Origin of the sequence: Kitasatospora sp. NPDC048296, from assembly GCF_043201815.1 — a bacterium.
Classification (GTDB): Bacteria; Actinomycetota; Actinomycetes; order Streptomycetales; family Streptomycetaceae; genus Kitasatospora.
Genome location: NZ_JBICZB010000038.1, coordinates 1 through 26,418, shown reverse-complemented (window position 1 = coordinate 26,418; position 26,418 = coordinate 1). Strand labels below are relative to the sequence as shown.

Here is a 26,418-nt window from a genome sequence, read left to right as displayed (position 1 = left end):
TTCATCTTATCTCGCACCGGGGCGGGGGGGGGGCGCCCCCCCCCCCCCGCGGCTGCCCCCCCCCCCGCCCGGGCCCCGCCCCGGCCCGGCACCCGCGCCCCCCCCCCCGACTGCCCTCGTCTCGGCGGAGGTTGCCGCTAGTCCTCCGTGGTGCGACGGCGGCGGGTGCCGACCATGCCGAAGGCGCCGCCGATCAGCAGCAGCGCGCCGGCTCCGGCGACGATCACGCTGGTGGCGTCGCCGCCCCCGGTGGAGGCCAGGGGCTGGCCGTGGGGGTCCCCGGTGGGGGTGGCCGTGGGCGCGGCGGCGGCAGCGGCGGCAACGGGGGTGGTCGCCGTCGCGGTGGGGACCACCGCTGACGACGGGGTGGCAGTCGTAGTGGGGGTGACCGCCGGCGACGGAGTCTCGGTCGTGGGGACGGGGGCAGGGGTACGGGTCGGGGTCGGCTGCTGCGGCGTCGGGCGCGCGGTGGTGGGCTGCCCGGTCGGCACCGGGGTCGCCGTGGCGCTCGGGGTGACCACCGGGGCGTCCGTCGGGCCGGCCGTCGGGCCGCAGTCCGCCGCGGGGGCCAGGGTGCCGGTCACGGGCGCACCGGTCGTGGTGGTCGTCGGCGAGGCGTGATGCTTCGTGGGCGAGCCGGACGGCGCCGGGGCGGACGGCGAACCCGACTCCGGCGAGGCGGGCGGGGTGGTGGGCTTGGGAGTCTTCTTCGGCCTGGCGGGCGACGGGCTCTCGGCCGGGTCGGCGGGCTGGGCGGTGGTGACCTTCGGCTCCGGAGTGTCGTCGCCGGAGCCGTCCGAGTCCCCGGAGCCCCCGGAGTCCTCCGTCGGCGTTGCCGTCTTCCCGCGCCTGGCCTCTGCCTGTGCCAGGCGCCGGCTCTGCGAGGCGCTCGCCTGCGGGGAGACCGGCGTGCCCGAGATCGGCGTGCGCGTTTCGGCGTCGCGCCGCGGGGTGGGCGACGGCGAGGCGGTGTCATCGTCGTCCGCGGGCCCGGTGGTCGTACTGGCGACGATCGTGGCCGTGGGGACCGGGTCGGGGCAGTGGGTGGCGGTGCCGGAGGGCGTGGAGTCCGCGTGGTAGCCGGCCACGATCCTGGTGAACTCGTACGGGCTCTGCTGGATCCCGCCGCAGCTCGACGCGGCGTCCTTGGAGAACGCCCCGGCGCAGGAGCGGTCCCGGTTGACGGCCCAGAAGGTGAAGCGGGCGAGGTGGTGGGCGGCGGCGAAGTCCCGCACGGCCTGGAAGTCCGCCGGGGAGACGACCTCGTCCGGGGAGTCGCTGTGCCCGTTGATGGAGGACAGGCCGGAGTGGCGCCAGGCGGTGTCCTGGTCGTAGCCGTAGGCCTTGACGAGGGCCTGCTGGAGTCCGGTGACGGCGGACTCGGTGGCGTCCACCATGGTCCCGTCGTGGCGGTCGAAGTCGAACGGCATGACCACCCAACCGTCCACCTCCAGGCTGGCCTTGGCCGCCTTGGTGATGAGGTCGGTGCCATCGGCGTCGGGGCCGTGCTCCTCGCTGCTGAAGGTGACGTAGACCTTCAGCCCGGGGTTCGCCGTCTTGACCGCCTTGAGCGCGTCGACCACCCGCTGGCGGGACTCCGCGCCGCTGAGCTCGGTGTTCTCGATGTCGATGTCGATCGCCTTCAGCTGGTAGGCGTCGATCACCTTCTGGTAGGCGGCCGCGAGTTGGCCCGCGTCGGCGCACTTCTCCCCAAGCTTGTCGCCGTCCCAGCCGCCGAAGGAGGCCACTACGTCCCCGCCGGCGGCGCGGATCGCCTTGATCTTCGCCTCCTCCTTGTCGCCGGACAGCGCGCGTTGGCCGTCCCAGGCCGGTTCGCAGCCATGGCCGGCGAGCAGGAAGGCCAGGGTGAACTGCCGGATGCCGGTCGCCTTCATGACCTCGACCGGGTCCTGCGGGTCACCCCAACCCAGGTACTCGTAGACGGCGTTGAGGCCGACCGGGTCGGTGGCGGCGGCCGGGGCGTCGTTCTGGGCGACGATCAGGACGCCGCCGGCCGCGAGCGCGGTGGCGGCGGCGGCGATCCGCCGACGGCGGCTGAGCCGGTGTTTGGGCATGGCAGGGGATCTCCTGGGCCGGGAAGGGGACGGGTCCGCCCCCGCCGCCACGGTGTCCGGGTCCGCCCCGGCACGGGCGGATCGGGGCACCGGCCCCGGTCCCGCCGGGGCCGCCGGAACGGGAGCCGGTTCGAGGTGGCACCGCGCACGGCGACCGGGGCTCGGCCCTCGGTCGCCGCCTCACGCAGGGGTCCTCAGCGAGGGACACGGAACGACACCCGCGCCCGGTTCACCACCGGTGCGACGCTCCCGGCGGAACGTCAACTTCCCGGCTCTCGAACGCTCCGGCCCGGTCAGCCGGCCGCTGCCGGTCGCAGCCCGGACGGCGCGCCGGGCCCGGCCGGTGGCGGACCGGTTCGCGCGTCGGCGGCGGCCCATCGGCGGGATCCGTCCGGCCGCCCCGCCCGAGGCTCCACGGGAGCGCCGCGCACCAGCTCCGCCAACAGCCGGTCCAGCGGGTCGGGCACGGCACCGACCGGCTCGGCACCGACCGGCTCGGCACCGCCCATCAGCGCACCCGCCGGGTCCGCAACCGCCGGGGTCGCGCTCCCAGGAGGGCTCAACTCCCCCACCGCGCGCGACGGCACGGCACGCTCGGCAGGCGTCGTACCGTCGCGCCACTGCTCGGCCGAGGCCTCCCCCTGGAAGTCTTCGAGCGTCCTGCTCAGCCGGTCCACCAACCGGACCCGTTCGGAGTCCACGGCCCACTCGGCGTCCGCGGCCCGCTCGGGGACGGTCGGCCCGGGCCCCTGGCGGACCAGTTCGCCGACGAGCCGGCGGGCCAGCCCCAGTGCCTGTTCGGCGGTCTCCAGTGCGCGGGCGGAGACGCCCCGCGCCGGGACGGCGCCCGTCACGCACTCCAGCGCCGCGCCCGCCGACCGCACCACGTGGTCGAGCAGCCGCCGGGTGGCGGCCACCCGTTCCGGGCAGGGCAGTTCGGCGGCCAGCTCCAGTGCGTAGAGACGGGCGAGACGGTCGACCTGGAAGAGCCCCGGGAGGGCCTCCAGCACGAGATGGGCCGCGTCCAGCTCCGCGAGCAGTTCGCGGGCCCGGGCCGGGGAGGCGCCCGTGAGTGCCGCGGCGTCCCCGCTGTCGAGGGTCTCGCCGGGGTGCAGTCCGGACAGGGCGAACAGGCGACGCGCCTCCTCGGGCAGTACCCGGACGCTCCGGCCGAGCGCGGTCGCCATGCCGAGCGTGCCGCCGGTGGCGAGTGCGGCGAGGCCGGTGCGCTGGTCGGACATCTCCTCCGCCAGGTCGTTCAGCGACCAGGCGGGCCGGGAGGCCAGTCGGGCACCGGCGACCCGCAGGGCCAGCGGCAGCCGGTCGCACAGCGCCGCCAAGCGCCGGGCCGCGCACGGCTCGGCCGCGATCCGCTCCGGCCCGGCCACCCGGGCGAGGAGATCGACGGCCTCCGCTTCCGGCAGACCGCCGAGGGGCAGCGGGATGGCGGCCTCACGCACCACCAGGTCGGTCAGCCGGGAGCGGCTGGTGACGACCACCACCGGCTCGGGCGCGGCGGGCAGCAGCGGCTCGACCTGTTCGGCGGAGCGCGCGCCGTCGAGGACGAGCAGCAACCTGCGCCCTTCCGTCAGGGTGCGCAGGAGTTCGGCGGCCTGGGCGGGGTCCTCGGGCACCTCGCCGGCCGGAATGCCCAGCGATCCGAGCACCGCGGCGAGCGCCTCCGCGGGGGTGAGCGGCTCCTCCTCGCCGAAGCCCCGCAGGTTCAGGTGGATCCGGCCGTCCGGGAAGCGGTCGGCGTGGGCGTGCGCCCAGTGCAGGACCAGGCTGCTCTTGCCGACTCCGGCGACCCCGGTGACCAGCACCGGTCGGCCCTCGGCGCGCAGCGTCGCGTCGTCCAGCTGTCGCAGTTCGGCCGCGCGACCGACCAGGCCCACGCCCAGTCGCGGCAACGCGCCGCCGCCGGTCGGTGCGGCGGTGCCACCGGCGGGCACGGCGGCGCCGCCGGGCGAAGCGGTGGCGGCCGCCTCGGCGGGGTCCGGGAACTCGCCCGCCGCGCGCAGCAGCCGGCCCGGGCTCCGGCCGTGGGCGGCGAGCCTGGACAGGGCCCGCTCATGGGCGAGCCTGGCGTCGGCGGCCCGGCCGGCCTGGTGGAGGCAGCGGGTCAGCAGGGCGGCGGCCGGTTCCCGCAGGGGGTCGGCGGTGACGGCGGCGTGAAGATCGGTGAGGGCCTCGGCGCCGCGACCCACCGTCAGCAGGCGTTCGGCGAGCGCTTCGACGGCCAGGGCCCGCGCGGTGTCCAGCCGTCGGCCGGTGGTGTCGGTGAGGGTCTGCGAGCCGCAGTCCGTCAGGGCCGGTCCGTCCCACAGGGCGAGGGCCTCGGTCAGCAGGCCGATGGCGCGCTCGGTGTCGGCGGCCTCCTCGGCTGCGGCCGTGAGGATTTCGAAGCGGTGGGCGTCGACCGACTCCGGTTCACCGACCAGGACGTACCCCTGGGGGCGGGTCAGCAGAGCCAGGCCCTCACCCAGTCCGCGTCGCAGGGCGGAGACGTGGCCCTGGAGGGCGGCCCGGGCGGTCGGCGGCGGAGCGCCGTCCCACACCGTGTCGAGCAGCCGCTCGACCGGGACGGGGTGGTTCAGCTCGCTGGCGAGCAGGGCGAGTACGGCCCGGCGACGGGCGCCGGCCACGACGACCGGACGCCCTTGTTCACAGCGGACTTCGACTCGGCCGAGCAGTCGGACGCGCACACTCTCTCCTGGGCGCCGAGGACGGACGGGACGGGCCGAGGATATGGAGGTGTTCGATCTTCGTCCAAGCCCCCGTCGGGAATGGTAAGGAAACCCAACTGGCTTGCACCCGTTCGGGTTTGGCCTCGTGAACCGCCATTCAGCGCTACCCAAGCTTCGTGCGGAGTTCACCGTCCGCTCATCATGGGCACGGCATCTCCGCCACCGCGAAGGCCCCCGGCCACCTCTAGTGACGCGCGTAGAATTACCGTTCGTAAAGGATGATTAAATAACTGCCCGGCAGAACTGCCGGACGCCAACCCATGGGGAGCACATGCGCATCCGGCTGCTCGGGCCGACCGAGCTCAGGGCCGCGGATGGCCGGACCGTCCCGGTGGCGGGGGCCAAACGCCGAGGCGTACTGGCCCTGCTGGCCCTGGAGTTCGGCCGCTGCGTGCGCATCGAGCGCTTCTACGACCTGCTGTGGGACGAGGCGCCCCCGGCCCAGGCCAAGGCCGTGCTCCAAGGTCACGTCGCCGCACTGCGCAAGCACCTGCACGGCACCGCCCTCACCCTGGAGACCCAGCCCTCGGGCTACCTCCTCAACGGCGAGGCCGACGCGGTCGACGTCCACCGCTTCCGCGCGCTCACCGCCCGCGCCGGCGAGGAGCCGGACCCCGGGACGGCGGCCGCCCTGTTCGGCGAAGCCCTCCGCCTCTGGGAGGGCGACGCGCTCGCCGACCTGCCCGACACCGAACAGCGGCACGACCTGGCGGACCGACTGGACCGCGCCCGCGCGCAGGCCGTGCACGACTGGACCGAACGGCTGCTGCGCATCGGTCAGGGCGGTACCGCCCTGACCGTCCTCGAACAGCACCTGCACACCGAATGGCTCCAGGAACCGACCGCCGCCCTGCTGGTGCGCTGCCTGCACCAGGCCGGTCGCCCGGCCGAGGCCCTACGCCTCTACCACCGCGCGCGCACCGGGCTCTCCACCGAACTCGGCCTGCGCCCGGGCCCGGCGCTGCAGGCCGCCCTGGCCGCGGTACTCGCCGACGAGCGCGCCACGGCCGACCCCGACGGCCCCCCGGACCGGCCGGAGCCCGCCGAAGCACCGGACCGCCCGTCACTCCTCCCCCAGCCGGCCGTCACCGTCGCCCGTCCCGCCCTGGGCTCCCTGCCCCGCCGCACGCCCGGCTTCGTCGGCCGGGCCGCCGAACTACGCTGGCTCGACGACGCCTGCGGCGCCGACCGGCCCGACCACGCGCTGGCCGTGGTGGTGGGTGCGGCCGGCGCCGGCAAGACCGCGACCGTGGTGCACTGGGCCCACACCGCCGCCGGCGGCTTCCGCGACGGCCACCTCCACCACGACCTCCGGGGCTTCGACCCGGCCCGGCCCAGCGACCCGGCCGAGGTCCTGGGCCGTTTCCTGCGGGCGCTCGGACTCGCCGAGGCCGAGATCCCCGAGGACCGCGACCGGCGGGGAGCGCTCTACCGGGCGCTCACCGCCGAACGTGAGCTGCTGGTGCTGCTCGACAACGCCCGCAGCGCCGCCGACGTCACCGAGCTGCTGCCCGCCGGGCCGCGCAGCGCGACGGTGGTGACCAGTCGCAACACCCTGGAGGACCTGGTCGTCTCCGACGGGGCGGCGCTGCTGCGGCTGGAGGCGCTGCCCGAGACCGACGCGCTCGGCCTGCTCGCCCAGGTGCTCGGCGAGGAGCGGCTCGCCGGGGAGCCGGCGGCCGCCCGCCGACTGGCCGAGCTGTGCGATCACCTCCCGCTCGCCCTGCGGATCGCCGCCGCCCGGCTCGCCGCCCAACCCGCCTGGACCGTCGGCCAGTTGGTCGCCGAGGTCGAGGACGAGCGGACCCGGTTGCCCGCCCTGGACGCGCACGGCGGCGTGAGCGTGCGCTCGGCGCTCAACCTGACGCTGCGCCGGCTGCCGCCGACCGCGACCCGGCTGGTCGCCCTGCTCGCGGTGTCCCCGGGGCCGGAGATCGACGTGCCGACCGTGGCCGCGCTGCTGGAGGCGCCGGCCGGCGAGGCCCGCCGGGCGCTCGGCACCCTGACCGCCCACCACCTGCTCACCGAGACGGCCCCGGGCCGCTACGGCCGCCATGACCTGATCCGGCTCTACGGCCGGGAACTGCTGGACGCCGACCCGCCCGCGCGGCGGCACCGGGCACTGGTCCGGCTGCTCGACTACTACCTCGCCGCCGCCATGGCGGGCGCCTGCCTGCTCCAGCCCCACTTGACCGAGTTCGAGCGGCCGGTGGAGTTCCCGCCGTCCGTGCTCCCCGACCTGCCGGACGTGCGCTCCGCGCTGGACTGGTTCCGCGCCGAGGAGCCCGCCGTACGCGCCCTGGTGGCCGCCGGCACCGAGGCCGGCGAGGACGACCGGTCCTGGCGGCTGGCGTTCCTCGCCAACTGCCTCTACTTCGGGGCCGGGCGGCTCACCGACCGGCTCGACTGCCTGCGGCACGGCCTCGCCGCGGCCGTCCGGACCGGGGACCCGGTGGCGACGGCCCTGATGGAGGCCGCCACCGCGCGGGCGCTCGCCGGGAAGCGGCGCCCCGCGGAGGCGCTGGTGCTCGCCCGCCGGGCCGACGACCGTACCCGCGACCACGACGGCCCGGCGCAGATCTACACCATGGCCGTCCTGGCGGTGGCGCTCGCCGACCACGGCGACCTCGCCGAGGCCCGGCGGCTCTCCGACACGACCGTGCGGCGACTGGACGAACTCGGCCTGCACCAGGCCGGCGCGACGGTGCTGAGCAACGCGGCGACCCTGGCGAACCTGAGCGGTGACGGGTCGACGGCCCTGCGCCGCGCCCGCGAGGCCCGTCGGCTGCTGGCCCCGCACCCGCACGCCACCTTCCACCTCCTCGCCCTCGCCGACGAGGCCCACGCACTCCGGCTCCTCGGCCTGGCCGAGGAGTCGGAGCGGACCTGGGAGGAGGCCGTGGCACGCTGCCGGGCCAGCGCGGCGCGCCACCTCGAAGCGGCCGTCGAACAGCGCTACGCCGACTTCCTGTTGTCCACCGACCGGCCGTCCTCGGCCGTGGCGCGGTTGCGCACGGCGGTCGAGCTGTACGGGGAGCTCGGCGACACCGGCAGCGTCGCCGAGCTCGGGGCGCGGATCGCCACGATCGACGCGGAACTCGCGGATCAGACCGCGACCGGAAGCATCCCCCGGGCCGCCAGGATCGGACGCAGCGCCCGCACCGCGTAGAAGTTGCGGGACTTCACCGTCCCCACCGGTACGCCGAGCGACGACGCGACCTCGGCCGTCGAACGGCCCTTCAGGTGCAGTTCCACCAGCACGTCGCGGTGGTGCGGCTGGAGCTCCGCCATGGCCGTCGCCAGGTCGCGGGCGGCGAGCACGTCGTCGTACGGGTCGTGGGTCCCGGCGTAGTCCTCGGGCGACTCGGCGCCGACCTCCCGGGCCCGGGCGGAGGCGGTCCGGAAGTGGTCGATGGCGATCCGGCGGGCCACCGTGAACAGCCACGGGCGGCTCTCCTCGACGCCGCGTGCGATCGCGGCCGGGTTCTGCCAGGCCCGCAGGAAGGTCTCCTGCAGGATGTCCTCGGCCTTGCCCCGGTCACCGCTGGTGACCCGGAGCATGGCGCGCAGCAGGCCCGGGCCGTGCACGCGGTACAGCTCCGCCAGGGTGTCGTGGTCCAGGGTCGCGCGACCCTGGGAGGGGTGTTCGGCGCGCTGCTGGGCGCCTTCGGGTGAAGCGGCGGCATCCTCGGCCACGGCTCTGTCCTTCGCTCCGGTACAACGGCATCGGCGGGCAGCCGCGGGGGTGTCTTCGTGGTGAGCCCCGGTGCCTCGCCCTGACGGGAGAACCGTCCCAGCCGCCGCCAACGTCCGCCCAACGGCCGGGTCGGCCCCCGCGTTGGAGGTCGTTGGCGCCCGTTGGATCCCGTTGGGGTCCCGCGTCGCGCCCCGTCGGACGGGTCCTCAGGGCCGCGCCGAGAGTGCGGCGCTGAGCCGCTGGACGCCGTCCTCGCCGAAGCGCCGCAGCAGGACGGCGACCCAGCCGGCCAGCTCGGCGCGCTCGTCCTCGGTCCAGGTCGGGGCCGAAGGGTGCTCGTCGACCACCAGGACGCGGGCCAGCAGCAGGTCGTCGGCGCCGGGTGTCGGCCGGGCGCGCCCGGCCAGTCCGCCGAGGGCCATCCGTCGGGCCGTGGTGACGACCTCCCGGGCGGCGGCCGGGGGCACGCTCCACGCGGGCGGGAGGGCCCCGGTGGGCCGCGCGGCGCCGGTGGACGGGACGGCCGGCGGTTCGGCGTCACCGGCCAGCCAGGCGGCGATCAGCCGTCGCGCCGTCGCCTCGTCGTCCTGCCCGTTCCCGTTCCCGCCCCCGCCGTCCGTCATGACCGTCAGTCTCTCACCGTCGCGGTCCACCGCCGTGGTCACCATCGGAGTCCACCTCACCCATCTGCCCGGCCCGGGACGCGGACCGCTCGCCTGTCGTGCCTTGGCACTGTCGTGTAGTTGAACGTAAAACGGGCTCGGATGTGTTCAACGGGACGACGCCGCGTCGGAAGGCGGCGCCGGGCCGTGCGGACACCGCGCCCCGCGTCGGGCTCGGTCAGCCCGCGGCGCGGCCCGCCCGTCGACGGCCGAGCCGCGCGGTCAGGCCGCCGAAGCCCACCAGCAGGATCACGCCGGTGCTGCCGCCCGCCACCGCGAGGGCCCGCCAGGCCTGCGAGCGGTCCGGCCCCGGATCGACCCGCACCGGGACGCCGGGGGCGGCCGGCTGGGCCGCGGCGGGCCAGGAGGAGGTGACGGCGGCGACCGGGTCGACCACCCCGAACCCCACCGCGGCGTCCGGCAGCCGGGTGCCGGGGTGGTAAGCGGTCGCCTCCAGGCGCCGGGTCAGCTGCTCCGGTGTCAGTTCGGGCCGCAACCCCAGCACCAGGGCCGCGGCCCCGGCCGCGTAGGCGGTGGCCACGCCCGGTCCGGAGGCGAGGAACAGGCCTCCGCCGGGCCCGGTGCCCGTCACCCCCTCGCCGGGGGCGGCCAGGTCCACCCGCCCGTCCAGGCCGGCTCCGGCCGGGCCGTTCGGCCCGGTGGAGGCCACCGCGAGCACACCCGGGTAGGAGGCGGGGAAGACCGGCGAGCTGGTGCTGCGGCCGTCCGGAGCGGCCGGGGCGAGGATCAGCGCGCCGTGCGCCACCGCGTACGTGACCGCCTCGCCGAGGGCGTCGCTCGGCCCGGGGACGGGCACCACGACCGCGATCACCCGGGCGCCCTTGTCGACGGCGGCGCGGATCCCGGCGCCCAGCAGGTCGGGGGTGGTGGCCCCGGCGTCGTCGGTCACGGCGACCGCCAGGACGTGCGCCTCGGGGGCGAGGCCGGAGGGGCCGCCGTCGGTGGTGCGGCGGCCGGCCACCAGGGCGGCGGCAAAGCTGCCGTACCCGACGCAGTCGCGGCCCGCGTCGCCCGTTCCGTAGACCCGGGGCCCGAGCTGCAGTCGTCCCGCCAGGGACGGCAGCGAGGCGTCCACCCCGGTGCCGACCACCGCGACCGTGACGCCCGCACCCCGGGTCAGCGGCCAGGCATCCTCGGGGCGCAGCGCCGCCTGTGCCCAGCCCGCCGTGTCGGCCGGGCGCTCGGAGGGCTTCAGGCAGCCGTTCCTCTGCACGTCCTGCCGGGCCTGGGCGATCAGCGGCGGCGGCTCCGAGGTGGCCGAGGCGGTGGCCGAGGCGGCGGGTGCCGGTGGCGCCGCCTCGGCCGACGGGGCGGCGGAGGCCAGCAGCGCACCGGCGATCGCGGCCCCCGCCCAGCGACGCGCGGTCATACCGCGCTGCCCGACCGGACCGGGGCGACGTCCTGCGGCAGCAGCAGGCTGAGCTCGGCGAGGTCGGAGACGTCGAGCCGGCTGAGCCGACCCGCCTGACGGGTGATCATGCCCTCCAGGGTCTGCCGGGCGGTGCGGCCGTTGCCGAAGGTGCGGTCGCGCGGCATGGCGGCGAAGGCCTCGGTGAGCGCGCCGACGGTGTCCGGGGCCAGGACGTAGCCGGCCTTCTCGGCGTGCAGGCCGACGATGGTGACCAGTTCCTCGTCCGTGTAGTGCTCGAACTCGATCTGCCGGGAGAAACGGGAGGCCAGGCCGGGGTTGGAGGCGAGGAAGCCGCGCATCTCGTCCTCGTAGCCGGCCACGATCACCACGACCTCGTCGCGGTGGTCCTCCATCAGCTTCATCAGGGTGTCGACGGCCTCCTGGCCGAAGTCGTTGCCGGCCCCGCCGCGCGGGGTGAGGGTGTAGGCCTCGTCGACGAAGAGCACGCCACCCCGGGCCTTGTCGAAGGCCTCCTTGGTGAGCTGCGCGGTGTGGCCGACGTAGCGGCCGACCAGGTCGGCGCGGGCGGTCTCGATCAGCTGGCCCTTGGGCAGCACGCCGAGTTCCGCCAGCAGCCGCCCGTACAGCCGGGCGACGGTGGTCTTGCCGGTGCCGGGCGGGCCCGCGAAGACCAGGTGGTGGCTGATCGCGGCGGTCGGCAGCCCGGCCTCCTCGCGGCGGCGCACCTGGGTGATCAGGTTGACCAGGTCCTCGACCTGCTCCTTGGCGGCGGGCAGGCCGACCATGGCGCGCAGCTCCGCCAGGATGGCGGTACTGTCCGAGGCCCGCTGCGGCCCGGCGGCCTCCTGTCCGGTGTCCTCGGCGACCAGCACCGCCAGGTCGGCGTCGGTGATCTCGGGCAGCCGGGCGAGCCGGGTGGCCTGGCGGTCGACCATCTCCTCGAAGACCTTGCGGGCGGCGCGGCCGTTGCCGAAGTCCGGCCCCTTGGGCATCCGGTCGAACAGTGCGGTCAGCGCCTCGCGGGTGCCGTCGGCGAGTTCGTAGCCGTGTCCGCCGGCCGCCCGTTCGACGATGGTGACCAGCTCCTCCACCTCGTAGTTGGCGAACTCCACGGTCCGGCTGAACCGGGAGGCCAGGCCCGGGTTGCTGGCCAGGAAGTCGGTCATCTCGGCGGAGTAGCCCGCCACGATCACCACGATGTCGTCGCGGTGGTCCTCCATCAGCTTGACCAGGGTGTCGATCGCCTCGCGGCCGAAGTCCGGGCCGTTCCCGCCGGAGCCGGCCGACAGGGTGTAGGCCTCGTCGATGAAGAGGACCCCGCCGAGCGCCTCGGTGAACACCTCGGTGGTCTTGATCGCGGTGCCGCCGATGATCGAGGCGACCAGGTCGGCCCGGGCCACCTCGGTCAGGTGGCCGCTGCGCAGCACCCCGAGCTCGGCCAGGACGCTGCCGTAGAGCCGGGCGACGGTGGTCTTGCCGGTGCCGGGCGGCCCGGCGAAGATCAGGTGCCGGCTCATCGGCAGGGCGGGCATGCCGGCCAGTTCGCGGCGGCGGGCCAGCTTGTTCAGGTTGACCAGGGTGGCGACCTGCTCCTTGACGGCGGTCAGGCCGACCAACGACTCCAGCACCTCCAGCGGCCCCTGCACCGCGGGCTCGGCCGGCGCGGCCTGCCCGGCGGGCTCGCCCGGCTGGACCGCGACGGCCCCCGCGGCCGGGGCGGCGGCATCGGCATCGGCGCCCGCCGAGCCGTGCGCGTCGGGGTTGCGGTTCTCCCGGCTGTGCAGGTTCTCCACCGAGAGCCGGGTGCTGGGCGTGGTCTGGCGCAGGCCGGAGCCCTGGTTGCCGGTGGCGGTGCAGCCGGTGACCCGGACCGCGTCGGAGGAGTCGACGCGGATCCCGTCGCCGGTGTTGTCCAGCGCCTCCAGCTGGGTCAGGACGGCGCGGGCGCCGGCCCCGATCCGGGCCCCGTGACGGCGGTTGCCGCGCGCCCGGACGCGGGTGCAGGTCAGTTCACCGCCGTCGTCGACGGCCAGGCCGTCCTCGGCCGAGTCGACCACCTCGCAGTCGCGCAGCGAGGCCACCCCCGCGTCGCCGACGTGCAGGCCCGAACCCTGGGCGTCGCGCACGGTGGTGCCGCCGACGAAGGTGTTGGCGCCGTCCGCGATCAGCACACCGGCCCGGCCGGCGGCCAGGACCTCGGAGTTCTCCAGTCGCCCGCGGCCGTCCCGGACGGCCTCGACGCCGTTGCCCCGGGCGTCGGTGACGGTGATCCTGCGCAGCAGCGGATTGGCGCCCTCGCTGATCCGCACCCCGGCGCCGCCGACGTCGCGAACCTCCAGCTGGTCGAGCTCGGCGGCGCTCTCGCCGGTGAGCTCGACCCCGGTGTCGCCGCAGTCGCGCACGGCGAGCCTGGTCATGACCGGGCCGGCCGAGTCGTCGACGTGCACGCCGACCGTCTCGGCGCCGCTGACCTCGCACTCCTCGAAGGTGCCGCGCGAGCGCGCGGTGACGTGGATGCCGTGGCCGCGCGTGCGCACGGTGCGGCAGCGGCGCAGCAGCGGGTCGGTGCCGCCGCCCAGCACGATGCCGTGGCCGGCGGTGGCGGTGAAGGTGCAGTCCTCCAGCAGCACCCGGGAGGCGGAGCTGATGTAGACGCCGACGGGCGTGTCGCGGACGGCGGTGCGCAGCACCCGGGTGGTGCTGTGCTCCTCCAGGGCGATCGCGGGCTTGTCGGTGGTGGAGATCTCGCAGCTCTCGATGGTGCCCCGGGCCTCGCCGTTGGCGCACACGCCGTTGCCCCGGGCGTCGCGCAGGACGCAGTTGCGCACGACGGGGTTGGCGCTCTCGCCGATCACCAGCGCGGAGGTGCCGAGGTGCTCGATGACGCAGTCCTCGATGACGCTGGCGCCGGTGGAGGTCTCCACGATGCCGGCGCCGGCGGAGTTGACGACCCGGCAGCCGCGCATCGCCAGCGCGCCCTGCTGCCGGGTCAGCACGGCCGTCCAGGAGTTGCCGACCACCTCGCAGTCCTGGAGGGCGGCCTGGCCGCGCGGGACGTCCACGGCGGGCAGTTCCTCGTCCTGTCCGTGCAGGACCAGGCCGGTGAGCTGGACCGCCTCGGCGACCACCTGCACCACGCAGCCGCGCCGCGGGGTGATCCGCACGGTGCCGCGGGCGTCCTCGGCGGCGATGGTGACCATCTTGGTGATCACCAGGTTCTCCTCGTACCGCCCGGGGCGCACGGAGATCACCGCCCCGCTGCGGGCCGCCTCCAGGGCCTCGCCGATGGTGCGGTAGGTGCCGCCCGCCCTCTGTTCCTGGCACACCGTCAACACGTGGCGCGACATGGCTCGGGTTCCCTTCGTTCTGCTTGCGTGTCACTCGGTCCCGCTCCGCCGCGGGGCGGGTCATCCGGTGCAGTCGGCCTTCACGGTCGAGGCGGCCAGGTGGGCGCCGGCGGTGCTGCCCCAGTCGATGCCGCGGGTGTGGAGCACGACCGCGATCCGGTTGCCGCTCACCGGGTAGGTGCCGACGCTCACCCACTGCCCGAGGTTCTGCGGCTGGTTGATCGAGAACGAGCCGAGGGTGCCGCCGCCGTCGTTCTGGACGGTGTAGTAGGCGGGGGCGCCACCGACCGCCTTGATGTCGCCGTTGTTCGGGATGTAGACGGACAGGCGGCAACTGCCGGAGGAGACCGGGCTGGTGGTGAAGGTCCACACCACCGAGTTCTCGTCGTCCTTGCTCCGGTCCCCGGACATCGGCACCGAGGTGTACTGGCCGCCGCAGCCCCCACCGCCGTCGGAGCGGGTGACCCAGTCCTTGGAGCCGGAGGATCGGCCCTTCTCGGAGTAGCCGGTGCCGCCCGAGTCGCAGCCCGGTCCGGCATAGGCCGAGTAGGACGGCCCGGCCGGCGGGGGCACCACCGCGGGCGGCTGCTGAGGCTGGGGCTGTGCCTGCGGGGCCTGCGGCTGGGCCGGGGCGGGGGCGGCGGGCTGCGGGGCCTGCGGCTGCGCCGGGGCCTGGGGTGCGCCGCCGGCGGCGGGACGGGTGGTCGTCCCGGCCCCGGCCCGGGCGGCGACTGCCGGCCCGGCGGGCTGGGCGACCGGGGCGGGGGCGGCGGGCTGCTGGTCAGGCGTGCCGGGCGCGGGCGTACCGGGGGCCGGGGTCCCGGTGGCGCCCGGGTCGGTCGGGGCTCCGGTGGGGGTCGCGGTCGGGGCTGCGGTGGCCGGGGACGAGCCGGTGGTGGTCGCGGCCGGCATGCCGGACACCTCGGGCTCCGGGACGGGCGCGTCGGCGCGGCTCATCCCGGTGGAACCGAGCGGTTCGACCGGGTCGGCGCCGCCCTCGCCCCGGCCGAGGACCAGCGGAAGGCCCATCAGCACCACGCCGACGGCGGCCGCCGCGACCGCCGGGCGAGGCAGGCCGCGCAGGCGGCCGCCCTTCTCCTCGGTGGCGGGCTCGGCGGGCCCGAGCCCGCCGACCTCGGTGGTGGGCGTGGCGGCGGCCGAGCCGCCGATGGGGGTGACGGCGGCGAGGGTGCGCGCCGCGCGGGCGGGGGCCTGGACGAAGGCCCGCCGCAGCGCGTTCAGCCGGGCGGAGCCGAGGGCGCCGGGCCGGCCGGCCCCGGGCTCGGCCGTGGGGGCGCTGGACTCGGCGGCGCTGGGCTCGGAGGCACTGGGCTCCGCAGGCTCGGGCGCCGGTCCTGCGACGGGCTTCGGGGTGGCGGCACCCATCCGCGCGGCGGTCGAGGTGCCGGGCCCGGTGACCGTCGGGCCCTTGGCCGCGGCGACGGGCGCCGGACCGAGCCCGGTCGCGGCGAACCCGGCATTCCCGCCCGCCGCGGCGGGCTCGGCCTTGGCGGGCTTCGCGTTGGCAGGCTCGGCCTTGGCGGGCGCCGCCTCGGCAGCCGAAGGCGCGGCAGCCTCAGCCGCGACGGGCTCGGGTACGGCGGTCTCCGTCCCCCCGCCCGCCGGAGTGACCGGAGCGGACGGGAAGCGGGTGCGCTGCGCGGGCGCCACCGGGCCCGGCGCCGAGCCGACGGCGGGCTCGACGGCCGGCTCGGCGGCACGCTCCGCCGCGCCGGGCTCGTCGCCCTCCTCCATCAACCAGGCGACCGCCGGCAGCTGGTACCCGGTCGATTCGCCGCCGCTCGCGTTCTGACCCGTGCCCACCACAGCTCCCTGGTCCGTTGAGGTTTCCACTTCCACGGGCCGTCCGACGGGATGCCGCCGAATCCACCCGCACACTGCACGGAACGGCACCGGCCCAGGGTTCACCGCCGCGGCCGACTCCTTCGGCGGCGGACGCCGGGCACCGCGCCACGTTTCCCCCTCGAACGATGAACCCCCGCACCGGATCGGGGCGTTCACACTGTCGAGCTTTTTCAGGTCCCGACCGAGGAGAGTCCATGTCCCACCACCGCGCCGGTCGGCGCACCGCCCTGCGAGCCGCCGTCGCCGTGTCCGCGCTGGCCGGGCTCGGCGCCGTCTGGGCGGCACCGGCGGCCCTCGCCGCCGACCCGCGGCCGAACCCCGGCGACGCCGCGCCCGACGCCACGGACTGGCTGAAGTTCGCCAACGGGCGCCTGGTGTACGGGCAGGACTCCCAGGGCAACCGGATCCCCGACTTCAGCTTCGCCGGCTACCGCAACGGCGCCCAGCCGCTGCCGACCGCCAAGGTCGCCGTCACCCTGGACCCGGCCGCGAGCGGTGACGACGCGGACCGTATCCAGGAGGCCCTGGACAAGGTCGCCGCCCTGCCCCAGGGCTCGGACGGTCTGCGCGGGGCCGTGCTGCTGAACGCCGGTACGTACCGGGTGGGCAAGCCGCTGCGGATCAAGGCCTCCGGGGTGGTGCTGCGCGGCGCGGGCAGCGGCGCCGGCGGTACCAGGCTGGTGGCGTCGGGCGAACCCCGCCCGCTGGTGGAGCTGTCCGGGGAGGGCGCGCCCCAGAAGAGCGGCGCCGAGCACGCCGTCACCGACGCCTACGTCCCGGTGGGCGCGACCACCCTGACCCTCGACTCGGCCGCCGGGCTCAAGGTCGGGCAGAACATCGTCGTCCAGCGGCCCCAGGAGGACGCCTGGATCAAGGCCATCGGCATGGACCACATCCCCGCCCGCGACAACGGCACCGCCTCGAAGCCCTGGACCCCGAACGACGGCCTGCAGTTCCAGCGCACCGTTACCGCGATCGACGGCAACCGGATCACCCTGGACGTCCCCCTGACCAACGCCCTGGAGAAGGAGTACACCCACGCCAAGGTGTGGGCGTACGACTTCCCCGGCCGGATCAGCGAGGTCGGCGTCGAGGGTCTCAGTGCCGACGGCTCGGCCTTCGTGTCGACCCCGGGGTACGACGAACACGGCTACTTCGCCAGCCGGTTCGTCCACTTCGCCGCCGTCCAGGACGCCTGGGCCCGGGACCTCGCCGCCGACCGCTTCGGCGCGGGCATCGGCTCGATCGGCAGCACCGCCTCCCGGGTCACCGTCACCGACACCTCCGCGACGGGGATGGAGAAGGCGGTCCCGCAGCGCGCGCCCTTCGCCCAGCCCGGCGCCTACAGCATCGACGGGCAGCAGAGCCTGGTGATCAACTGCAAGGTGAGCGGCAGCAACGTACACGCCTGGCTGACCGGGCCCCGGGTGCCCGGGCCGAACGTCTTCTCGCACTGCACCTCGGACAACGTCGGGGGCTTCCGCCTGGATGCCGGCCCGCACCAGCGGTGGGCCACCGGCACCCTGTACGACGACATCACCATGCTCCACTCCCGCGGCCCCAGCGACGACCTCGCGCTGACCAACCGCTCGAACGCGGGTTCCGGACAGGGCTGGGCCGGCGCCAACCAGGTCATGTGGAACGCCAACGTCGGCTACTACGGCGTGGAGAACCCGCCCACCGCGCACAACTGGGCCTTCGGTACCCGCGGCGCGCCGGTGGAGGGCAAGCAGACCGGCGTCCAGGTCTCCACCGGTACTCCGGTGCAGCCCGAGAGCCTGTACGCCCAGCAGCTCGCCGAGCGTGGCGGCGCTCCGGCCCCGAAGCCGTCGCCGACGACCGCCCCGGCCACCTCCCCGGCGACGACCCCGACCGGCAACCCGACGGCCAAGCCGACCGGCAACGCCAAGGCGACCGCCACCGGCACGCCCGGGCCGAACGCCTCCGCACCGGCCACCGGGGTATCCGGCACGGTCACGCCCTCCGCCACCCAGAGCACCACGGCGGCGACGGCGGCCGACGGCGCCAACACCCGGCCGCCCGGCAGCAGCCTGGCCGCGACCGGCGCCGGCGACCTGTCCACCGCGCTGACCATCGCGGGCGGCACCCTGATCGCGGGCGGCCTCGCCGTCGGCGTGGCCCGCGAGCGCCGCCGCGGCCGGCACGCCGGCTGACCCGGCCCCGACGCCGCGCCCCTGACACACCGCCCCTGACACACCGAACGGCCCTCGGCCGGTGGGATCCCACCGGCCGAGGGCCGTTCAGCGTCGTGGCCCCAGGGTCTCAGCGGCCCTCCTCAACCTCCCAGACCGTCTCCTGTCCGGCCGCCGGCGGGGCGAGCAGCAGCTCCACCGCACGCTCCAGCACCTCCGGCGCGAGCGGCGCGGGCCCCTCGCCGGCCGCGAGCCGCTCCCGGACGTGGCCGAGCAGGCCGGCCTCCGGGGCCAGGCCGTAGTGGTCCAGGTAGTGGGTGACGGTGTCGGTCCAGATCCACCGGCCGTCGCAGCGGTAGTTCATCGGTACGGTGCCGGGGCGCTCCGCGTCGAGGACGTCGTCCATCAGACTCGGGGTCATCAGCACGGGGGTGGCCGAGGCCAGGTACTCGACCACCGCGTCCCGCTCCGCGCCGTCGTCGAGCACCGGGTGGTCCTCGTCGAAGCCCGGCCCGGTGAGGGGGTCTACGAGGTCGAAGACGGCGGCGAGGGTGAACTCCGCGGTCACTTCATCAGCTCCTGGAAGATCTGGTCGGCCAGCCCGAGGTCGGATTCGGACTGGTCGCTGTCGAACGGGATGGCACCCGGGATCGGCTTCGTGTCGTCGAACTCGTCGTTCGCGGCGCCCAGGTAGTGCTCCGGCCGGTCCTCCGAATCGCCGTCCGGCCGGAGGTAGGAGCCGAGCTTCTCGACGACCGGGACGAGCGTACCGTCGGTCGGCCGGTCGAGGCGGTACCAGCTCCCACCCGCGGAGATGCCCGGGCGGGCGTTCTTCGTCATGCCCACGCGTCCCGCCACGACAAGGTCCCCGCGCAGGCCGAAGTCCGGGACGCCGTGTGCGTCGACCTTCGGCACGAACCACACCGGGCCGTCACTCGCGTAGGCCGGCGCGACGATCGCCGGGTCCAGCGACCACAGCTTGGCCATCACCTGCGCCACGTAGCTCGACTCGATCCCCTGGCCCAGGTTGCAGGCCACGAACTGCAGCGCCTTCTGGCCGTCCCAGCGGCCCTCCACCCACTCCCGGTGCAGCCCCACCGCCACCTCCTCGGGCGCCATCAGCACGTTGACGTGGACCGGGAAGCCGCCGCTGGTGTGCATCGCCACGGTGAGGAAGCGGTCGTCGAGCGGGAAGTGCTGCATCGCCGCCTGCTTCTGGTGGTGCAGCTCCATGGTGGGTGCCGCGCCGAAGACCACGACGCGCTGGCGGCGCAGGTCGCCGGGCGGGTTGTGGCCGCCGGGCTGCTCGATCTGGTGCCCGGTCGGGGTGAGCGGCGTGCCCGGGGTGTGCGGCGTCGTCGGCGTCAGGTGGCCGCCCCCCGGGGTCCCCACGGTACGGGGGGTGCCCGGCGGCAGGGGCGTCCAGGCCTTCGCGACGTCGGACGCCGAGACGTGCGAGCCCTGCTTCTTCAGCGAGTTGACGAGCTTCACGAGCCGGTGGCGGTCCACCGGCACGACCTTCGCCGTGTCCTCGGACTTGTTCAGGCGCCTCAGGTAGGAGTCCAGCTCCGCCTTGGCCACGGGTTGCTCGGACTTCAGCTTCAGCGCCTCGCGCACCACGTCCGTCACGCGGCGGACGCGGCGCAGCCGGTCGATGTCCACCCGGCTCGCGCCGCCGTGGAGGTCGGCCGTGAGGGTGCCGATGTGCCAGGTCCGCTCGCCCATGATCTGCTTGGCCTTCTCGGTGGGGAAGGCGTGCGCCCCGGACCAGCCCCGGACACCGTCCGCGTTGGAGACGCCGATCTCCTTGCCCAGGGCCCAGAGGTCCTTGTGCTCCTTGATCCCCCGCAGGCCCGACATGTCGGCCAAGTGCTCCTGCAGTTCCGTCCTGGACTGGCGCAGGGCCGCCGCCGACTTCGGCGTGGCCGGCGTGCCCGGAGTGCCCGGCGTGCCCGGCATGGGGAAGGACGTGGCGGAGTTGGCCTCCTTCACGTCGATGAAGAGGTTGCCGTCCTTCCGCCGCTTCTGGAGCATCGTGTACTCGCTCCCCGGCTTGCCCAGCACCTCCCGCTCCTGCATCTCGACCGAGAAGGCGGAGATGTCCTTGGCCGCCCCGCCGCCGGTCAGCTCCATGGTGACCAGCACCGGTTCGGTGCCCAGGATCTTCCTGCGGTTGTCCCGGAACCTGACCGCGGTGGCCTCCGAGCGGCTGGTGCTGGCGAAGTCGCTGCTCCTGAAGTGCGAGCCTCCGTAGGCCGGGGACAGGCCGGTGAAGCCGTTGACGGAGAGGGCGGCGGCGCCCCGGTAGACCCTGCCCTCGGCCGGAGGCAGCAGTTCCAGCGCCGACTCCAGCATCCGGGCGTGCTCGCGCATCTCGGCCTTGATGTCCGGCAGGACCTCCTTCTGCACGATCTCCATGATCTTCCTGCGGTTCGCCATCTCCACCGACTTGATCCCGGAGTGCTGACGGAGCAGGTCCTTGATGGCGGGGTGGAACGACAGCGAGGTGGGCGTCGTACCCGAGCCCCAGAGCAGGTTCTTGATCTGGACGAGCATCGGCTTGTCGAAGGACTCGCCGAACCTCATCATCACGTTGATGAGCGGGAAGGCCGGCCCGGTGTAGGCCGCCAGGGCGTAGAAGTGGGCCGGGGTCAGCTTCTTCAGGACCTCCTGGGCGGTCATGTGGTTGGTGGCCAGCCAGGCGCTGACGCCGTCGACGACGTCCTCGTCCGCATGGGGGTCGATACTGCCCCGGGCGATCTGGTCGAAGATCGACATTCGCTCCTCGATCAGCGACCGGTGGGGGCCGGCCGGCTCCCCGAAGCCTCCGTTCTGCTCCTTGATCTTCGAGACGTAGACCTGCTCGTGCGGCAGCATGTGGTCGGGGCTCACGTCCCGTCGCACCTGGTCGATCGTGATGCCCGGCAGGTTGCGGTACATGTCCTCGGCGGACCTCAGCGCGTCCTCCGTCAGCGGCTTCGTCGCGCCGGACATCTCGACGCCCTTGAGGATCTCGTAGACCGAGTGGTCGCCGGTGGGCAGCATCCAGCCGAACAGCGCCTTCACCATGTGGTCGGGGTCGACGCCCTCGACGTTGAGCAGCTTGAACGCCGTCATCAGCTTGGCCGAGGTGGCCGAGATGCCGGCCACCAGCCTCATCCCCATGCCGCCGTTGGCCTCCTTGTACCAGGAGGACTCGGGGCTGAGCTTGTGGACCCCCTCGCCGGTGCGCCAGCTGACCGGCTTGTCGGGGGCGATCTCACCGGGACCGAGCTCGGGGTTGGGGCGGTGCTCCACCAGCTTGTACGCGGCCTCGCCGTGGGGCCCGCGCTCGACGAAGACGTCGTGGACACCGGGCTGGGTCTTGAGCGCCTCCAGGTCGTACGAGCCGTCCGCCTTGCGCGGAACGTCCTCCCAGGGCACCCCCTCCACCCTGAGCCCGACCACGTCCCAGGCCAGCGGGTTGACCTTCAGGAACGCCAGTTCGCGCTCGCTCAGCTTGACGCCGGCGAGGTCCAGCTGCAGGGCCGACGGCGCGCGCAGCTCGTTCTCCGGGCGCGGAGTGCGGGCACTGATGCTGGTCAGGTAGCTCTTGCCGTCGGAGAACCAGGTCTTCGACTGGGCCAGCACGTTCCCGGTGCCGAACACGTCGTGCTCGAACATGGTCGCGTGCTTGGGGCTGACCTTGCTCAGGCTCTCGTGGAGGCCCTTGCGGAGCGGACCCTCCAGGAACGCGTGGTGCTCCTTGAGCGCGTCCACGTTCAGCCCGAGCTGCTCCGCCCGGGCCCAGTCCTCCTTCTCGATGATCGAGTTGAACAGCTTCTTGAGGTTCAGCTCGGAGTCGTTGAAGTAGGCCCCGTTGAAGAACGCCGTCATCAGCTCACGGGTGTTGCCCTGCTTGAGGAGCCCGGCGATCTGCTGCGGAGTGAGGTCGGTGCCGACCTGCCCCGCCGACGTCGAATCGTCCTTGAGGATCGCCTTGACGCGGTCCAGCGCCGACACCTCGGGGTTGGCCTTCTGGATCACGTAGAGCAGCTTGGCCACCGTCCGGCGCGCGGCGTCCTCCGCCTCCGGCAGGTTGTGGCAGTACGAGCCGAGGGCCTTCTCGAAGTCGGCGGTCGCCGTGGCGTAGTCGGGTGTGTCGTAGATCGCGCGTTTACCGAAGGCGGTCGCGCCCGGCATCTCGTGCACGACGGAGGACTCGGGCGCCCAGTGGAGGCCCTCCGGGAGTCCGTCGTGGGACACCGGGGCGGACGGGTCCGTCGGCAGGTGCGCGCCGAGTTCCTCGACCTGCGGCCCGGCCTCGTGCTGCGGAGGGCCCGGCTGCTGCGGATGTTCCGGGTGCTCCGGGTGCTCGGCGGAGGCCTCCGGCAGCGAGACCTTCAGCCACCTCCCGCCCGGCACCACGACCGGCAGGCCGTTGGCGTCGAAACCGACCGTCTTGGCCACCACCAGGTGGCCCGGGCCCTCCGACTCCACCGTGAAGGCGCCGGTGGGCTTCGGCACGAACCAGAGCTTGCCCTCCGGAACGTACGCCTCCAGCGGGCCGCTCACCTTGCCGCGCAGGGCCTTCAACACCTCGGCCGCGTACGAGGAGGCCTTGCCGGTGCCGAACTCGCACGCGGGGAACTGCAACGGCTTGCCCTCCTCCCAGATGCCCCGGGCGCGCAGCTCCGCCAGCACGCCCGCCAGCTCCTCCGGGCTCACCCGCTCGCCGCGCCAGGTCGGGGCGCCGTCGGCGTGCTCGGAGTGGAAGGCGACGGAGAAGAAGCGCGAGTCCTTGGGGAAGCGGGCCACGGCGCGGCCGGTCCCGTGCAGCTGCCCGGCCGGGCTGTCCGGGTCCGCCAACCAGCGCACGTCGGAGCCCTCGTGGGCGTGGACGAGGGCGTCGACGATCTCGTGCACGCGCTCGGGCCGGGGGTGGGGCTCGGACTGCGGGTGCGGCGGCGTCTCCGCGACCGGGTGCTCCGGCTGCGGGTGCGGCGGTGCCTCCGCGTGCTCGGGCTGGTGCTCGGGCTGCGGGTGCGGCTCGGGCTGCACCGTGGACTCGGGCTGGTGCGACGGTGCGTCCGCCGCAGGGTGTTCGGGCCGGGGCGCCGGCCCCGCCGTCGGCTCCGGCGTCGGCGGCCGGTGGGTCTCGGTGGTCCTGCGGTTCGTCTCCAGGAGCTGTGGTGGGGTGTGCCGACCGAAGTCGTCGAAGCTCACCAGGTGCACCGCACCCTTGCCGTCAGCGAGCAGCAGGTCGATCGGCGCCATGAACATGTCCGCCGTCTGCTGGGCGACCCTGATCGGATCGGGGCCCAGCGAGCCGTCCTCTGCCCGCAGCACCAGCCGGAACGAGCCCAGGTCCAGGCCGGACAGCTTCGGCATCAGCGTGTTCATCAGCTCGTCCGCGGTCAGCGGCTCGCCGCCGGACAGCTCGTGCACATCGAAGGAGGTCGGGGTCCTCCCATCCTTCGGTGCCTCGTACGTGAGCGACTCCCAGGGCGTCCCGGCCGGGTGGTTCAGCTCCAACGGCTGCGGGGCGCCGTGCCGACCGGAGTCGTCGAAGCTCACCAGGTGCACCGCGCCCTTGTCATCGGCGAGCAGCAGGTCGATCGGCGCCATGAACATGTCCGCCGTCTGCTGGGCGACCCTGATCGGATCGTCGCCGAGCGAGCCGTGCTCCGCCCGCAGCACCAGGCGGAACGAGCCCAGGTCCTGGTCGGACACCTTCGGCATCAGCTTCTCCGCCAGCCCGTCCGCGGTCAGCGGCTCGCCGCCGGAGAGCTCGTACACGTCGAACTGCTTCGGCGCGCGGCCGTCGTCGGGAGCCTCGTACGCCAGCGCCTCCCAGGACACCTTCCCGCCGCTCGGGCCGGTGGGAGGGGGCCCCGGCGTCGGAGCCGGCGCCGGCTCGTCGAGGTCGGCTCCGCGGAAGGCCCGCAGCTCCGCGTCGCTGAGGAGATCGGGCGGCGCGACCGGGCGCAGCTTGGCCTTGATGTTCTCCTCGGTGAGCGGCAGCCCCTCCTTGAGGACGTCACCGACGGCGTCGGCCGACGTCCGGAGGTGCTCCGCCGTCACGCCCTCGGGGCCCCCGTGCAGGTGGTTCGCGTAGCTCGCGACGGCCGTGGTCGTCGGGAGGCCGGGGAACTTCTCGTTCGCGAGGTCGGCCAGGTGGCGGACGGCCCGGAGCTGGTGCACGCCCGCCGCGTCCAGGGTCGGGGCGCCGTCGCCGTGGATCGAGCGGTCCAGCCGGACCGCGTCGAGCACCTGGTGGTGGACCACGGCCGCGTCCCCGGGCAGGTCGCCGGCGGACAGGCCGAGCGCCCCCGCGAACTGGGCGATCACGTGGTCGGCCGGGCCCGCAGCCGTGTTGAACAGGTCCCCCGCCGCACCGGCGACGAGCTTGTCGAACCTGGCCATGCCCTCGACCAGGTGGTCGGCGATCTCGTGCGTGGTGTAACCGCCGAGGAAGAGCTCGAAGGAGTTGGTCAGGACGGTGGGCCTGAAGCCCTGCTCGATCAGGAACTTCTGCAGCAGGACGCTGACGTTCACCCGGCTGTTGGCGTCGGTGAACGGCTGGATCATCTGCAGCGCACGGGTCACCTTGGCGATCGCGAGCAGCTTCCCGCGGTCGTCGGTGGCCGCGCCGACCTCGGCGTAGTAGCGGTCGAGGGCGTTCTGGACGTGGTCGGGCGCGCTGCCGTGCGGGTAGTTGATCGAGATCATGCCCTCGCGGGCCTGCCCCCGGGTGAACAGCACCAGCGGCGTCTTCTCCTCGCGCTGGGGGACGCCGCTCGTGAAGTCCGCCACGAGCTTGTGGCCGCCGATGCGCTCGTCCGCCACGTCGGAGGCCATGTTGGTACGGCCGGTTCCGCGCATCGTGGTGAGCGTGCCCTCGCCGGTGCCCGACCAGACCGTGGCGACGTTCTTGCCGGAGCCCTCGACCAGGTGGCGGGTCGCCAGTTCGTGGATCTCCTCGTAGGCCTTCTTGTCGATCCGCGACCAGTCTCGACCGCCGGACCCGCCGTCCAGCACCTCGCGGAACAGCTCCGTCATGCCCTGGCGGAAGCCCGGGTACTTGGTCACGTCCATGTGGTTCGCGGCGTCGCCCGGCGAGTTGACGAGCGCCGCCTCGTGGACGTTGGCGTCGATGAACAGCCGCCACCAGGAGGACTCGGGCATCAGGTCCGAGAGCTTCGGGTGGCCCGGGGTCGGCTCGGGTACGGAACTGGGCCCGGGCTGAGGGGAGTTGAACACGTCCTCGGCCGCCTTGCCGACGTGGTCCGGCTTGGCCTCGGGCTCGGCTTCCGGCTTGGGCTCGGGCTCGGTGTGCGGCTTGGCCTCGGGCGTGGCCTCCGGCTTCGGCACCGGCTTCGACTCGGGGACTGCTTCCGGCTTCGGCACCGACTCGGCCGCGGCCTCCGGCTTCGGCGCGGGCGCGGCCTCCGGCGTCGCCTCGGGTGCGGGCTTCGGTGCCGGATGCTTCGGTGCGGCCAGGCCGTTCGGGCTGTCCTCACTGAAGGTGAGGTAGTGGTCGCTCATCACCTTCGCGTCGACGGTCTCCCGCTCGGGGATGTCGATGGTGATCGGGATGACGCCCTTCTCCACCACCTCCTTGTCCCCCTTGAAGAAGACGACCTCGACCTCGGCGAAACCGTCGTAGCGCGCCATCGGGGTGTTGAACTTCGCGTGCGAGACGACCTGGCCGGAGTTGCCGGCCGACAGGCCCTCGCGGCTGCGGTGCGACCCGCCGACGCCGACCTGGAAGGTGCCCTCGGCGCCGACGACGTCCGTCTTGACGCCGCCCTGCACCTGGCCGCCCCAGAGCGACCAGTCGAGCCTGGTCTTGGTGGAGGTGGTGGAGGTCGCGTTGGAAGGGCTGAGTTCGACCTTGCCGTCGGTGCGGTCGTACTCCAGCTGCAGGACCTTCAGGTTCACCTTCACGCCGCCGTCCGAGACCAGCAGCCGCCGCCCGGGCGACGGCGTGGTGATCTCCTCGCCGCGGGTGGCGGAGCCGAAATGGCTGGCCAGCTGGGCGTGGTCGGTGGTGTTGCGGGCCAGGCTCTCCATCCGGTCCCAGGTGCGGGAGCCGAAGAACTCACGGCCGCGCAGCCGCAGAATGTCCTGCACGCCGGAGGAGTCGCCGAGCCAGCGCATGACGTCGATGTCGCGCAAGCCCTCGTTCCAGACCCGGGTGGGCGGCGCCTTGACGACGGTCTCGACCGGCGGTTCGGTGGGCGCGGGGTGGGTGGCCGGCGCGGTGCGGTGTTCGGGTGCCTCGAAGGGCGTGGGCTTCGGCCCCTTGGCCGCCCGGCCCTCCCCCGCCTCGATCGCCGTCTCGAAGCCGATCTTCGCGGTGTCGATGCCGTGGACGGTGGTGCCGATCTTCCGCACCTCGCGCCAGGCCTGCCCGGCAGCGGACTTGAGGTGTTCGAAGGTCGTCCCGGGCACGTGGTTGCCGCCCTCGGGCACCAGCCGGTTCGGGTCGCCGAT

The 26,418-nt window shown here is 74.5% G+C and carries 11 protein-coding genes; 2 read left to right on the top strand and 9 right to left on the bottom strand.

All coding sequences use genetic code 11. The features are described from left to right. Positions 1-137: 137 nt before the first annotated feature. Complete coding sequence (locus ACGF12_RS22360; protein ID WP_393032715.1) at positions 138-2,075, bottom strand: hypothetical protein; 1,938 nt, start codon at positions 2,073-2,075, stop codon at positions 138-140. Between the two features lie 293 nt (positions 2,076-2,368). Continuing rightward, entirely contained in the window at positions 2,369-4,720 is a 2,352-nt protein-coding gene (locus ACGF12_RS22355) for a BTAD domain-containing putative transcriptional regulator (protein ID WP_393032712.1), read from the bottom strand. Between the two features lie 373 nt (positions 4,721-5,093). Between ACGF12_RS22355 and ACGF12_RS22350 the strand changes: the two genes are divergently transcribed. Next, positions 5,094-7,991: a BTAD domain-containing putative transcriptional regulator gene (locus ACGF12_RS22350; protein ID WP_393032709.1), complete on the top strand. Its 2,898-nt coding sequence runs from the start codon at positions 5,094-5,096 to the stop codon at positions 7,989-7,991. On the opposite strand, the gene ACGF12_RS22345 is transcribed toward ACGF12_RS22350, so the two are convergent. From ACGF12_RS22345 to ACGF12_RS22325, 5 genes are all read right to left on the bottom strand, one after another. Beyond that, complete coding sequence (locus ACGF12_RS22345; RefSeq protein WP_393032706.1) at positions 7,928-8,518, bottom strand: sigma-70 family RNA polymerase sigma factor; 591 nt, start codon at positions 8,516-8,518, stop codon at positions 7,928-7,930. The two genes, ACGF12_RS22350 and ACGF12_RS22345, sit on opposite strands and share 64 nt — an antisense overlap. Before the next feature lie 207 nt (positions 8,519-8,725). Then, positions 8,726-9,187, bottom strand: a complete 462-nt coding sequence (locus tag ACGF12_RS22340) for a hypothetical protein (protein ID WP_393032703.1) — start codon at positions 9,185-9,187, stop codon at positions 8,726-8,728. Between the two features lie 172 nt (positions 9,188-9,359). Further along, positions 9,360-10,571, bottom strand: coding sequence for a S8 family serine peptidase (locus tag ACGF12_RS22335; RefSeq protein WP_393032700.1), 1,212 nt, complete (start codon positions 10,569-10,571; stop codon positions 9,360-9,362). Then, entirely contained in the window at positions 10,568-13,921 is a 3,354-nt protein-coding gene (locus ACGF12_RS22330) for a right-handed parallel beta-helix repeat-containing protein (protein WP_393032697.1), read from the bottom strand. Before ACGF12_RS22330 ends, ACGF12_RS22335 begins: the two co-directional genes overlap by 4 nt. A gap of 60 nt (positions 13,922-13,981) precedes the next feature. Next, positions 13,982-15,745 (bottom strand): hypothetical protein, encoded by a 1,764-nt coding sequence (locus ACGF12_RS22325; protein ID WP_393032694.1) that lies wholly within the window; start codon positions 15,743-15,745, stop codon positions 13,982-13,984. Between the two features lie 236 nt (positions 15,746-15,981). Between ACGF12_RS22325 and ACGF12_RS22320 the strand changes: the two genes are divergently transcribed. Further along, on the top strand, positions 15,982-17,961 hold the full coding sequence (locus ACGF12_RS22320) for a hypothetical protein (RefSeq protein WP_393032691.1): 1,980 nt from the start codon (positions 15,982-15,984) through the stop codon (positions 17,959-17,961). A gap of 109 nt (positions 17,962-18,070) precedes the next feature. Here the strand turns inward: ACGF12_RS22320 and ACGF12_RS22315 are convergent, their stop codons facing one another. After that, complete coding sequence (locus ACGF12_RS22315) at positions 18,071-18,508, bottom strand: hypothetical protein (protein ID WP_393032688.1); 438 nt, start codon at positions 18,506-18,508, stop codon at positions 18,071-18,073. Then, complete coding sequence (locus ACGF12_RS22310; protein WP_393032685.1) at positions 18,505-26,376, bottom strand: hypothetical protein; 7,872 nt, start codon at positions 26,374-26,376, stop codon at positions 18,505-18,507. The genes ACGF12_RS22315 and ACGF12_RS22310 overlap by 4 nt, the downstream gene beginning before the upstream one ends. Positions 26,377-26,418: the final 42 nt, after the last annotated feature.

Coding starts and splice junctions, on each gene's coding strand:
- ACGF12_RS22360 (WP_393032715.1), bottom strand. CDS start 2,075: ATGCCCAAACACCGGCTCAGCCGCCGTCGGCGGATCGCCGCCGCCGCC.
- ACGF12_RS22350 (WP_393032709.1), top strand. CDS start 5,094: ATGCGCATCCGGCTGCTCGGGCCGACCGAGCTCAGGGCCGCGGATGGC.
- ACGF12_RS22340 (WP_393032703.1), bottom strand. CDS start 9,187: ATGGTGACCACGGCGGTGGACCGCGACGGTGAGAGACTGACGGTCATG.
- ACGF12_RS22335 (WP_393032700.1), bottom strand. CDS start 10,571: ATGACCGCGCGTCGCTGGGCGGGGGCCGCGATCGCCGGTGCGCTGCTG.
- ACGF12_RS22330 (WP_393032697.1), bottom strand. CDS start 13,921: ATGTCGCGCCACGTGTTGACGGTGTGCCAGGAACAGAGGGCGGGCGGC.
- ACGF12_RS22320 (WP_393032691.1), top strand. CDS start 15,982: ATGTCCCACCACCGCGCCGGTCGGCGCACCGCCCTGCGAGCCGCCGTC.